Here is a 12,679-nt window from a genome sequence, read left to right on the forward strand (position 1 = left end):
TACACGCAAATGTATATCAGGTTTAATTGTGCAGCATCGCCTCATATGCTCTTAGATCGAACTGTATGAGTCTCGGCACCCGAAAGTGCCGTAATTTCGTCCGGTGTGGAGTGATCACTGTGGATAAAGCGCAGATAAAAGAATTAAAGGCCAAATTGGCAATCGCGAAAACGAAACCGCTCAATTTCGCGTTTGCCCCGGCCAAGGCGGTCGCCGACAGTGCGTGTGAACTGCACGCAACAACCAAGGCAGAAAAGCTTCGCAAGACGGTCAAGGCCGACGCGGGGGTTTCAGACAATAAGGCGGTTGTGTGGGGCGTTGCCAAACTGGAAGACAAGTTTCTTGTCATCACCTGCGAGGATGAACCCAAGCGCCCGTCCGTCAAGGCGTTGCGGCAGTTTCTGAAAGCCGCCAAGCTAAGCTTCAAGGTTCGCATTCTGGATTCCAGCGGCAAGGTGCTGGATGACGAACTTGAGGATGAAGATCAGGACACCGCCGATCAGGGCGCTGTGGCTGACGCTCCAGCTGATGAGGCCGACGACACCCCGGTTTCCGATGACCTGGGCGAGTTGCAGAAGAAATTCGAAACGCTCAGCCGCATGACCAGCGCCGTTGCCGAGCAGAACCCTGATCGGGCGCAGGCCTTGCTGTCGGCGCTGCAAACCATCGGCGGTCTGGTCGAGGCCGGGGATCAGGACAAGGCCCGCGCGGGGATGGCCCGTCTGGCGGCGGCGTTGAAAAAGCAGGGTTCGGCCGACCAGCCAAAGACGGATGCCAAGGCGGTCAGCGCGACCTTCAAGAAACTTGTGCAACTTCGGTCTGACACCAACGCGAATTTCGACAAGCTGATGACCACCCTTGCCCAGCAGCCGGACCCAAGGATCAGCCGCATCGCAAATGACGACTACAAAAGCGTCTTTGGCGGGGCGACCGGCCTGCTGGACAGCATCGAAACGGATCTGTTTGCGGCGGCGGGCGTCTGGAACCAGACACAGGGCGCTGAACGAAAAGCTGCCGAGGCGGAAATCCGTCACTGCATCCAACGTCTGCGCAGCCATCTGGACGGCAATGCGCTGATCGCGCTTCTGGAGGACAACCCGTTTGTATCCAGCTTGAAGATCAAGGCCCCTTTGCTGGCCGTTCTGAATGAGCTTGACGGCCAACTTGCCGCCTGATTGCTTTGGCCAGACAAAAGCCCGCCCAATCAGGGCGGGCTTTTTTTGTGCCTGAAACTCGGGTCAGCCCGATCGCTGACCCTTCGGTTTACAGACCAATCGCGCGGGACAGGCTGATTTCAGCAGATCCAACAGCTGCAACCAACATGTCGATCTGTTGCCGCTCGACCCCTGCCAGTTCCGGATCGCTGGCCCGGATCAAAGTGATGGCCTTTCGGATTTCCGTCTGCGCAGTTTGAATGGCAGCGCGCGCCTGATTGACGGCATCGCGGCGAATGGCGTCCCGCTGGGCCGCTGTGGTGGCAAGCACCAGACGGCGGTTCGCCTCATCCCCGGCGGCGCGGATACCTGCGCTGGCGTCGCGAATGATGTCGCCGACCTCTTCCAACCCCGCCGGAAGATCATTGGCAATCGAATCCAGTTCACCGGCAAAATCGTCCAGAGCTTCGGCCAGACAGTCCAGATACTGGGTCAGGCCCTGATCCGCTGCCTCACAGCTTGCAATCGCGTCCTCAAAATCGGCCGAGACATCCTCGACAATATCGGTTGTCCTTGTGGGGCCAACACCGGGGTTTACGGCAGTTCCCCCACCGCCGGTGTCATCGGTGATATCCGTATCGACGGTTGGTGTGACATCCACGGTGGGAACCGGCGGCAATTGCGGTGGAACAACACTGCCGGGGCCGCCCGGAATGCCGATTGCGGGCGCAATCGTGGCACTACCGCCAACGGCGACAACACGAAACGCCTGTCCGTTGGCGCTGTTCAGGTTGCTGGTATCAACGGTGAATGTCGTGGGGCCCACGTTCTGGCTGGCAAATGTCAGCGACTGAAAGATCGGAGAAGTATTCAGCGTGTCAGGGTCAGGTCCAAAGCGAAACTGCGACGGCCCGCCAGAAACTGTCCCGGTTGTGGTCGCTGCCGCCGTCTGACCCGCAATTGCTGTGGTCGGATCGGGAATGGCGAACACCACTGGCGAGGTTGAATAGTTCGCAGGCAAGAACCCGGCTGATCCCGGCGCCCAGACATTGGTGAAATCCCACCCCTGTGCGGATGCCAGGTCAAAGAATCCTTGCGTGTCCTGAAACTGCGCCGTCGTCAGGGCCGTTCCGCCATCGCTTGTCGTCAGACCCGATGTGACCGCATCCCAGAACGAGGCAGTGACGATCCCTGTCGCGACCTGGTCCGTAAACGGAATGCGCGAGTTGTTTCCGATCAACCCGCCAATCTCGGCGGTGTTGGACCCTGTCGTTGTCACGGCCCCGGTCGAGTAAGAGTTGACGATGGTGCCACCCGCATTCGACCCGGCCAAACCGCCCAGAGCCGTTCGCCCGGCTCCGGCCAGCGCGGTGACATCACCCAAGGCATAGGAATCCTGTGCAAGGCCAAGGTTAAAGCCAATCAGCCCTCCGCCGACCAGCTCTCCGAACCCGGTTTCGTCTTCGACCGTGACGTTGCCGGTGCTATGCGACCGCACCACATTGCCTTCGTTTTGACCCACGACGCCGCCGGCAATTACAAACGCGCTTCCTGAATCAATCGGCAGGAAGGCGTTGACGGACGCGGTCGAGAAACTGTCGACAACGGTGCCGGTGTTGTTGCCGACCAGACCGCCGACAATCGCGCCACCAAGATTGTTGTTTGCCGTTATGCTGCCGGATACGGCGACGCCGGAAATCTCTCCGGTGTTGAAACTGGCGACAATGCCACCGGTGCCCACTGTCACGTTTGCGTTGGTCAACTGGAACTCGGTCAGCACGCCGTCGTTTGTATCTACAAAACCGCCGGATCCTGTTCCCTGATCGATCACCAGCCCGTCGATGCTATTGCGGTTGCCATCAAGCGTGCCCGAGAAGTTGCCGATGGGATCAAACCCGCCCGTCCATCCGGCGGTGACCGAAGCGTCGATGTTGTTGGCCAGCTCATAGTTCTGGGATCCGCGTCCCGCGCTGCCGATGCCCTGCAATCCGTAGACATCCGTCAACTGGAACGGGTTGGCCGCAGTGCCATCCCCGGCCAGTGCCCGCAGAAAGCTTGCCCCACTGCTGATCGAAAAATCCGCCGCCGCAAAGGACGGAAGCGTGCCCGATACCTGTTCCCACGACCCCGCCAGCAGCGAGAATGCACCCACGTCGATGGTGCCCCCTGCCCCGGTCGAGATCAGCCCGATCCCGTCCACCGCCCCAAGGGCGTTCAGGGTCAGGCTACCGTTGGGTGCATTGATCGCGCCGTTGAATGTGATGGCGTTGTCCGCATTCAGCCTCAGGTCCGAGGTCGATATCCAGTCGATATCGGCGTTGATCGTGATGTTGCCGTCATCCGTGCCAACTACGTCCGAGGTATCCAGAATGACATTGCCCAGATCCAGCTGCGCCTCCAGCCCGGCTTCGGTCAGCGTGCCGGGTATGGTGATGTTCTGCGGGTCCAGCAGAAGCGTCCCCACCTCACCCTTCGGCGCGCGCAGATCGGCAAGTCCGCGATAGCGCAGGTCAACAAGGCCGGACACCTCGGCAAAACCACCGTCACCACCATTTGCCCCACCCCGGGCCGAGATGGTGCCGTTGAAATTGGTGAAGTCATCCGACCAGACGATGACCCGACCGCCATCACCCCGGTCGCCTGCATCCGCCGACAGGGTGGTGCCTGCGTCAACAAAGGTGGTCTGCGCGGTCTGCAAATCGCCGCCGCCCTGATAATCGCCCCCTACCCGGATGGTGCCGCCGTCGCCAGCGCCAAGCCCGTCGGCCCTGAGCGTCGCGCCGGTCAGGGCAATCGCTTCACCCGTGATCGTGATGCTGCCACCCGAACCGGGCCGCGCAACAGGTCTGGGAGAGCTGGCCACCTGCGCCACCGATGCCGATGTGTCAATCGTTCCACTGACCTGCACGCCACCACCGCTGCCACCCAGCACCACCGCGCCGGACCGGCCCGAGACCGAGCGCGCCTCGATCACGCCGGACATATTGATGACCTGACGCGCCGCGTTTCTGGCGCTGGCGGCCTGAAGATGCACGCTGCCGCCATTGGCCTCGATCCGGCCCGAGTTCGACACCAGCGCCTCCATCAAGGCGTCATCCGTGTCCGAAGGCACTGCGACCTGCAAGAACCCGTCGCCGGAGACGTCCAGCGTCACCTGCTCGCCAGCGCCCAGACCGACCTTGCCCAATGGCACCCGGATCAGGCCCGAATTGCTGACCCGCCCACCGATCAGGGCCGCATAGCCCCCCGGCACGATCGAGATCGTCCCCGCATTCTCGACCGCTGCCGAGTTGCCGTTGCCCGTGTAGCGATAGGTGCCGTTCAGAAAATCCTCGTTCGAGATGTTCAGCGAGGATGCCACAAAACCAGCCGTGCTGACACTGCCGTTCGGGCCGATGAAAATACCGTTCGGATTGACCAGATGCACCTGCCCGTTGGCGTTCAGTTGCCCGTGGATCTGGCTGGTGGTGTCACCGGTCACACGCCCCAGAAACACACTGGCAGCGCCGGGTTGGTTGATGTCGACCCGCGCGCCTTCACCGATTGAGAAGCTGTTGAAATTGACAATGGCCGCGTTCGAATTCTGATTGATGTTCAGCTGGGTATTGCTGGGCTGGCTTAGAGTCGCGGACCCCGCAACCACCGATCCACCTGTGGGCAATGCCTGCGCCAAGGCGGTCGTCGCCCATAACAGGGCGGTTGCCGAACACCAGAAACCTGTCGTAATCTGTTTCATGACGGTGCTAGAACCTGCGATTGAAAGTGATGTTGAACCGGTTGCCGTCTTCGCCAAAGTCATCGCGTTCGCCTCTTCCATATTCCACTCGTACCGATGCCGACCGATAGGCCGAATTCTCAATTGTAAAAACGTCCAGACCGACGCCATAGGACGACGCGCGGGTTGTGCCCTGCTCAAGAACCGTGGGCTGTTCAACACCCAAAACGCCATACGCGCCGAAAACGTAGGGTTTGATGACCAGCGGCAGGGCTGCCACCGCCGTCTGCTGGCTGCGCCCCAGCTCAGCCCGCAGAACCCAGCCGTCATCCCCACGCAACTCACCCGCATCGAAGGTGGACAATTCGCTGGGCCCGGCGATGCTGAATTGTTCCGACGTCACCAGCGGATCGCCAAAGCTGGTCTGAATCCGCCCGCTCACCGAGAGGGACCAGTTGCGGTCCAGCGGACGGTCGTAGCGCGCGCCCAGAACCAGCTTGGTAAAGACCGCGCTTGCGCCCTGCCGCGACAGCGGCGTGTCATCCGGCCCGACCGAGGCGCTGGCCCCGAAGGCGTCCAGGCCCCGCGACAAGGTGGCGTTACCCGTCAAGGATGACCCGTTCTCGAACTGCCACGTGCCGTCCAGCGAGGCGCGCAGAATGCTCAGATCATCTTCAAAGATCGGCAGGGACGCCGCACCGATGACTAGATCCTGCGAATCGCTTACCCGGTCCAGAACAAGCTGCGACGACAGGTTGACCCGGCGCGAGCGTATCCACGGATAGAAAAGCCGCAGCGACAGGCGGTCAAAATTGCTGCTGCTGGGCAGAAGATCCGCGTCCGGAAGTGTGTCGCTTGTCGTCACCTCGGCGTTGAAGGTCAGACCATTGATCCCGATTGGGATAACCGCCCCGGCGGCCAGAATCCGATATTGCGAGTCGGTCGAGAAAAACCGATCCGGCGCGCCGCCCGCGCGGAAATAGAAGGTCTCGCCCAGACCCAGCAGGCCGTTAGCCTCGACCCCTGCATTCAGATTGACCGGTCCTAGCGTGTCCGATATCGAATTGTCGAACCCGAAAGACCCGGTGAAGGTGCGAAACTCACCATCCAGCGTCAGAACAGTGCCGCCCCGGCTGTCGCCTTGTGACAGGGTCGAAGACAAACGGATGCCAAAGGTATCCCCGGCCAGCAACAAGGCGCGTTCGATGTCGTTCAGCAGGATACCGCGCTGTCCGATCAGCGGGTTTGTCACCGCCTGAACCCGCGCGCGGGCGGGCTCTGGAACGCGGGATGCATCGATACGCTCGACAAAACCGTCGATCACCACGATCCGCAACGTTCCACCATCCAGCAGGGTTTGCCGCGGCAGGACCACGCGGCTAAGCGCATAACCTGCAGTTGTATAGGCGTTTTCCAAACGTCGGGTGGCACCGAATATCTCGGATACGGCAACACGCTTCCCGCGCAGGTTTTCGACGAAGGCCTCATTCGCGCCGGATAGCTGAGGCAACGCCCCTTCGATCTCAACCTGCCCAATTGTGACAAACAACTGATCCGCACCCGCCGGTGCCGGGGCTCCGGGATCGCGGGCAACGGTGACCGGCCCCGTGCTGCGATGATTCTGCGGCTGAAAAGTGGATGGGGCAAGGTTGGATGCAGTCTGCGCCAGCGCGGTACCGCCCACCCAAGCCACCATCAAACCCAGGGCCGCAGCCCCCAAAACCGAGGACCGTCGCCTGATCACCCAAAGGCGCAACGCCTGTATACTTGTTAAAAACATCATCATGAATGACCCAATCGCGCGGATCGTACACCGGTTGCAACCCTCGCAAGATCAACACGCCGAGAGCGAGTTGTCACAATTGACCCTTGCTGAAATCCAAAGACGGTAACCGCCAATCACGACCACGTCAGGCGTCTTTCATCTGATCGACAATCGACCCAAAGCTTTGGATATACGCATCCCGGTACAAGTTTCAGGAGTCCTGGTAAGGTGGAAGCTACATCGACAATGAGCCTGCGCGACAAAGCCCGTATATTTGTCGAATTGCCGGTGGTCACGAATGTCATTCTCGGCCTGATCATTTTCAACGCGATCACGCTAGGGTTGTCCACGTCTGACTGGGTCAAGGACAGTGTCGGCCCGGCGCTGGCGCTGCTGGACAAGATCGTCCTGTTCATATTCGTGGCCGAATTGGTGCTGAAACTCTTTGCCTATCGGCTGGAATTTTTCCGAAACGCCTGGAACATCTTTGACCTGGTTGTGGTCTGCGTCGGACTGCTGCCGGAACGCGAGGGCCTGTCCGCCCTGCGGGGGCTGCGCGTCATCCGGGCGATGCGTCTGCTGTCAGTCATTCCGCAGATGCGGGCCGTGGTGAAAGCCCTTTTGGACGCGCTGCCGGGTATGGGCGCGGTGATCATCATGATCTCGATTGTGTTCTATGTCTTCGCGGTCATGGCAACACTGATGTATGGACCGGATTTCCCGGAATGGTTCGGAACGTTGGGGCGGTCTCTTTACACGCTGTTCCAGATCATGACGCTGGAAAGCTGGTCCATGGGCATCGTGCGACCGGTGATGGAAGAACACCCGATCGCCTGGATTTTCTTTGTGCCCTTCATCGTCATCACCGCGTTTTCGGTTCTGAACCTGTTCATCGGTCTGCTGGTCAACACCATGCAGTCGGCGGTTGAAGACGAAGCAGGCCAGGAATTCTCGCGCCTGCGCGAGCTGGTCCGCAGTGAAACCGACATCGTCGACAGGAACGTGATCGAGCTGCTGGCTGAGGTGAAGAAACTGCGCACAGAGGTCGCGGCACTGAAAGATGACGGCAAATAGATTGGGTGACTCAGTTCGGTAATCCCGATCCCGCGAGGGAAATCCGCTTACCAGGACTTCCCGCTGTAAGGCTCGTCTTCAACATATTTTCGCAAAGCGTCGATGTCCGAGATCTCGGCGTGGTTGCGATTGATTTTTACGCCCACTGTCTTGAGCCGCGAAAAGGCGCGGCTCAGGCTTTCGGGCTTCATTCCCAGACGGCCCGCGATCAGCATTTTGTCATAGGGCAAGGACACATCACATTCGCTGGCATCGCAATCACACAGGTTCAGCAGAAATTCGGCCACGCGCTGCGCGCCGGTCTGCGCCTTCAGTTGTTCAAGCTGGGCCACCAGTGAATGCAGATGCGTAAAGGTTGACGCCAGAATCGAGATTCCGATTTCGGGATCCTCTTTCATCAATGAGATCAGGATCGGGCTGGGAATATGCATCACCTCGCAGGTCGAAACAGCCTCGGCCGAGACCGGGTACGGCACGTTGCGCAGGGCGACGGCCTCGCCAAAACTGTCGCCGCGTTTGAAGACGCTCACGACCGCCTCGGCGCCGGTGGGGGTCATGCGGAACAGTTTGACCCATCCGGCCAGTACCACGTGAACGGCCTGCGCCGTCTCTTCCTGCAAAAATATCGTCTCACCCCGATCATACTGACGCCAGATCGCGTGGCTCAGCAGTGTTTCCACATGCTGATCCGGTAAACTGCGCAGCAGCAGCGACTGGCGCGCGATTGCCTTTTGTGGCTCATGCGACATGAATATACCCCGTGTCTTTCCCGCCGCCCTTCAAGCACGGCCAGATCACCCTGTCCTTAAGCTATATCAAACTGGGCGCGGGTCTGCTCTGTTAAAGCCTGCGCCACTTGACAATTGTCATGTTGCGGTACGCGACGCTGCCTTACGCTTGATCCAAAGCCAGTAATCCGGGGAGCCCGCAACATGGACTACGAGCGATTCTTTACCCAGAGCCTTGATGACCTTCGGGACGAAGGCAACTATCGCGTCTTCATCGATTTGCAACGCCGCTGCGGGTCTTTCCCGAATGCGCGCCAAACCGATGGGCCGGTCCAGCGGGACGTACGGATCTGGTGTTCGAACGATTATCTTGGAATGGGCCAGCACCCGGCAGTGATTTCGGCAATGCACGATGCCCTGGACCGCTGCGGCGCGGGCGCGGGCGGGACGCGGAACATATCCGGCACCACCCATGATCATGTGCTGCTTGAGGCCGAACTGGCCGATCTGCACGGCAAGGAAGCCGCGCTGCTGTTTACCTCGGGCTATGTGTCAAACTGGGCCGCGCTGGGGACGCTGGCGGCGAAAATCCCCGGTCTGATCGTGTTTTCGGACGCGTTGAACCACGCTTCGATGATCGAAGGCATCCGCCATTCACGGGCGCAAAAGGTGATTTGGAAACATAACGATCTGGAGGATCTCGAGGCGAAACTGGCCGCCGCTGATCCGGATGCGCCAAAGATGATTGCCTTTGAGTCGGTGTATTCGATGGATGGCGACATCGCCCCGATCAAAGAGATTTGCGATCTGGCCGACAAATACGGCGCGATGACCTATCTGGACGAGGTGCACGCCGTTGGTTTGTACGGTCCGCGCGGCGGTGGAATCGCTGAACGCGAAGGCCTGATGGATCGCCTGACCGTGATCGAAGGGACGCTGGGCAAAGCCTTTGGTGTGGTCGGCGGGTACATTGCGGCCTCAGCCGCGCTGTGCGATTTCGTGCGCAGTTTTGCCAGCGGATTCATCTTTACAACCGCTTTGCCCCCCTCGATTGCCGCCGGGGCTGCGGCCTCGATCCGGCATTTGAAACAATCGAATGCCGAACGTGACATGCAAAAGGCCCGCGTGGCGCAGGTCCGCGCGCGGCTGGATGCCGAGGGCATTCCACATCTTCCCAACCCCAGCCACATCATCCCGGTGATGGTGGGCGATCCGGTGAAGTGCAAGTTCATCTCGGACACGCTGCTGGAGGAGTTTGGCATCTATATTCAACCGATCAACTATCCCACGGTCCCGAAAGGAACCGAACGTCTGCGGATCACGCCGTCACCGGTCCATACCGATGAAGATATCGACCATCTGGTGGGGGCGTTGTCGGCCCTGTGGCAACGCTGTCAGATCGCGCGGATGCCGATGGCAGCCCAATAAACAAAGCCTCCCTTTGCTTTGCAGACTGCCGTCCCTGTCGGGGGCGGCTTTTTTCAGATCAGGTAGAGGCCGAAGATCAGTACCGAGAAGATGGTGAGAACCATGGTGAACCCGCGTAGCCAGTTTGGGCTGTGGGCCAGGTCCAGGTATTGCGCGAGGATCAGCCGCGTTTTGATCAGGGCGAGAACCAGCACACCGGCAGCCGCTATCTGGGGGGAATGCAGGAGCGTTAACAGCGCTGACGTCAGGCTGAGCGCCAGCAGGCCAAGCCAGGCGCCGGTGAGTGGGTCGGGACGCCTCCGGCGGCCGTATTTGGAACGAGAAGAAGACAGGGGCATCGCGATCATCCCAGCAGGTAGATCACGGGGAACAGCATGATCCAGACCAGATCGACCATGTGCCAGAACTGTGCCCCCGCCTCGATGTTGTTTGGATCATCGCGCCAAGCGACCAACAGCAGAATCGCGACCCCCGCCAGGACATGGGCGGCGTGAAAGCCGGTCAGCAGATAGTAGAACAGGAAGAACGGGTGGGTTTCATAGGTGATACCCTGCGCGGCCTTGCCGGTGTATTCCACGCCTTTGATGATCAGGAACACGATCCCCAGCGCCGCAGCCCCGGTCAGGGCAAGCCGGGATTTGATGCGGCGTTCGGCGCGGCGCCAGCGCAACGCCAGCGCGGCCAGATAACCTGAGGTCACAAGGACCACGGTATTGAAGGCCGCGCCAGTGCGATAGAGATGCGATTGCGCCTCGGCAAAGCCTGCCGGGTCGGTCAGGCGCACGCCCATGAAGGCAATCAGGCCCGCGCCGAACACCAGCAGTTCCGAGATAATCAGCACCCACATCAGCAACTCGCCCGGAAGCTCGTCGATCAGAGAGGCGTCGCTCATGCGCCGACCAGTTGGCGGTAGATCTGCGGCAGCGCCATGGTCAGGCGGTGCGGGTCGGGGATGACCGCGAAACCACCCTGTCCGAACATGCGTGGGAACCAGCTTTTACCGGTTTTGTCGATGGTGACGCCAAAGACCGAATGCCCGGCCCGGCGCGCCTCGCGCACGGCCATGCAGGTGTCTTCGATCCCGTGGCGGCCTTCGTAATGGTCCAGATCGTTGGGTTTGCCGTCGGTGATGACCAGCAGCAAGCGGCGTTTGCGCGACTGCGCCGCCAAATCGGCCGAGCAATGGCGGATCGCCGCGCCCAGCCTGGTGTAGTGGCCCGGGCGCAGCGACGCGATGCGCTGTTCGACCTTGGTGCCCATCGGCTCATCAAATCGTTTGCAACGCTGGACGTAGACTCGCTGGCGTTTCAGCGAGCTGAAGGCGTGGATGGCGAAATCGTCTCCGCAGGCATTCAGGCCCCAGGCAAGCGCGGCCAGTGCTTCACGCTCGATGTCGATCACGGCGCGGCCAGTGACGGCGCTTTCGGTAGATCGGCTGACATCCAGCAGGATCGACACTGCCAGATCGCGCGCCTCAGGGCGGGATTGCATCCAGACACGTTCGTTGCCTTCGCCACTGGCATGCCGGTCCGCTTGCGCGCGCACGGCAGCTTCGATGTCCAGCTGGTCGCCGTCCAGATGGCCGCGTGTCATCACGCGACCGGGGCGCAGCGCCTCGAACTGGCGTTTGACGGCGCGGATGCGGCGGGCGGTGGCGGGGTCTTTGCCGAACTCGGCGGCATCCTCGCGAATATCGGCGTCCGACAGCAGGACGTTGACGTGATCCGGCAGGTATTGCCCGGTGCGTACATCCCATTCAGGGTATAAGATACGGCCCGACAGACGCTCGCGGTTCACATCCTCCGGAGCCAAATCCAGATGCAGTTTCAACCGCGTTGGCGGCGCTTTGGAGATCTGGCCCAGCCCGATCTCTTCCTGATCGTCGGCGGCCTTTTTGGCGTTGTCGGGGTCGTCATCGTCGATGCGCCGGTTGATGTTCAGGAACTCGGCCCAGCTGAGGATCGCCTCGAACTTGTGCAGGATAAAACTGTCGCTGCGGCTCGCCTGATCGGATTTGCGGCGGCGGGCGCGGTGGGTTTTCTCGCCCGATTCCTCGGGCGGGCCTTCGGTTTCGGGGTTTTCGACTTCGTTATGTTCGGAAAAGCCGACAGCGCGCAGTTCCGGCCACAGGGGCACCGGGCGGAACGACTGGTAACCGCGCGGGGCGGTCAGATCGGCGTCCAGCGCCAGCAATTCCTTGGCCCTGTCGGACAGGGGCGCGGGATCGCCCAGCATGTTGCGGATCAGGTCTTCGACTGCGGCTTCAACAGGCGGCAGGTCGGGGACGTCGCGGTGATGCAGCAGACCTTTGCAAAGCTCGACGTATAGCGGGCGCAGGCCCGGCGCGTCCTCCAGTGTCGCCTCATTCATCTGTTGTGCAGCGGTCAATGCGCGCAGATCGGCGCGCAGCGGATCTTCCTCGTCAATGCGGGTTCCGGCATGGGCCGCCGCAGCGGCCAGCCAGACATAGAGCGCGCCATTGGCCTCGCGCGCGGGGAAAACCGACAGGCTGTCGGGCAGGCGCAGAACTTCACCGTCGAATGAGGCGCGCGGCATCATCTCGGCCTCGGTCGCCAGACGGCGGCGCCAGTTCAGACGGTGGTGTGAAATTTCGGGTGAGACCGGGCGCAATTCAACGCCCGGGCTACCCCCAAGTCCCCGAAAGAGGACGGCCAGCCGCCCCGCGACCTCTGAGAGGTCGACCGCGGCTCCAACATGCACCTGGGGTGCATCGAGGCGGCTGGCAAGGGTGTGCCACAGTTTCCCGATCGTTTCTTCGGGTTCCCATGGCTCAAAATCGATCTTGACCATCGGC

At 60.9% G+C, this 12,679-nt stretch carries 9 protein-coding genes; 3 read left to right on the plus strand and 6 right to left on the minus strand.

The window, feature by feature from the left end; genetic code table 11:
- Positions 1 to 155 precede the first annotated feature (155 nt).
- Positions 156 to 1,175 carry a hypothetical protein gene (locus tag ACR0LW_RS05275; protein ID WP_480881810.1) on the plus strand — a complete coding sequence of 340 codons (1,020 nt, stop codon included), beginning with the start codon at positions 156 to 158 and terminating at the stop codon, positions 1,173 to 1,175.
- 88 nt (positions 1,176 to 1,263) lie between these two features.
- On the opposite strand, the gene ACR0LW_RS05280 is transcribed toward ACR0LW_RS05275, so the two are convergent.
- Both ACR0LW_RS05280 and ACR0LW_RS05285 read right to left on the minus strand, forming a co-directional pair.
- Positions 1,264 to 4,890, minus strand: coding sequence for a two-partner secretion domain-containing protein (locus ACR0LW_RS05280; protein ID WP_480881811.1), 3,627 nt, complete (start codon positions 4,888 to 4,890; stop codon positions 1,264 to 1,266).
- Between the two features lie 7 nt (positions 4,891 to 4,897).
- The gene (locus ACR0LW_RS05285; RefSeq protein ID WP_480881812.1) at positions 4,898 to 6,652 is read right to left on the minus strand and encodes a ShlB/FhaC/HecB family hemolysin secretion/activation protein; all 1,755 of its coding nucleotides are present in this window, start codon (positions 6,650 to 6,652) and stop codon (positions 4,898 to 4,900) included.
- A gap of 228 nt (positions 6,653 to 6,880) precedes the next feature.
- Here ACR0LW_RS05285 and ACR0LW_RS05290 point away from each other — a divergent pair, with 228 nt between their 5' ends.
- Positions 6,881 to 7,708, plus strand: a complete 828-nt coding sequence (locus ACR0LW_RS05290; protein WP_480584358.1) for an ion transporter — start codon at positions 6,881 to 6,883, stop codon at positions 7,706 to 7,708.
- Positions 7,709 to 7,755: 47 nt separating this feature from the next.
- On the opposite strand, the gene ACR0LW_RS05295 is transcribed toward ACR0LW_RS05290, so the two are convergent.
- A complete protein-coding gene (locus ACR0LW_RS05295) occupies positions 7,756 to 8,457 on the minus strand; it encodes a Crp/Fnr family transcriptional regulator (protein ID WP_170622458.1) in 702 nt (233 codons plus the stop codon).
- 183 nt (positions 8,458 to 8,640) lie between these two features.
- On the opposite strand from ACR0LW_RS05295, the gene hemA reads away from it, so the two are divergent.
- Complete coding sequence (hemA, locus tag ACR0LW_RS05300) at positions 8,641 to 9,864, plus strand: 5-aminolevulinate synthase (protein ID WP_480881813.1); 1,224 nt, start codon at positions 8,641 to 8,643, stop codon at positions 9,862 to 9,864.
- Between the two features lie 53 nt (positions 9,865 to 9,917).
- Here hemA and ACR0LW_RS05305 read toward each other — a convergent pair whose 3' ends face one another.
- The 3 genes from ACR0LW_RS05305 to ACR0LW_RS05315 are packed head-to-tail and all read right to left on the minus strand — an operon-like array spanning position 9,918 to position 12,675.
- Positions 9,918 to 10,211, minus strand: a complete 294-nt coding sequence (locus ACR0LW_RS05305; RefSeq protein WP_480881814.1) for a cytochrome C oxidase subunit IV family protein — start codon at positions 10,209 to 10,211, stop codon at positions 9,918 to 9,920.
- The gene (locus tag ACR0LW_RS05310; RefSeq protein ID WP_480881815.1) at positions 10,208 to 10,756 is read right to left on the minus strand and encodes a cytochrome c oxidase subunit 3; all 549 of its coding nucleotides are present in this window, start codon (positions 10,754 to 10,756) and stop codon (positions 10,208 to 10,210) included. Before ACR0LW_RS05310 ends, ACR0LW_RS05305 begins: the two co-directional genes overlap by 4 nt.
- The gene (locus ACR0LW_RS05315) at positions 10,753 to 12,675 is read right to left on the minus strand and encodes a nitric oxide reductase activation protein NorD (protein WP_480881816.1); all 1,923 of its coding nucleotides are present in this window, start codon (positions 12,673 to 12,675) and stop codon (positions 10,753 to 10,755) included. The genes ACR0LW_RS05310 and ACR0LW_RS05315 overlap by 4 nt, the downstream gene beginning before the upstream one ends.
- Positions 12,676 to 12,679: the final 4 nt, after the last annotated feature.

Source organism: Ruegeria sp. N4 (assembly GCF_056531425.1).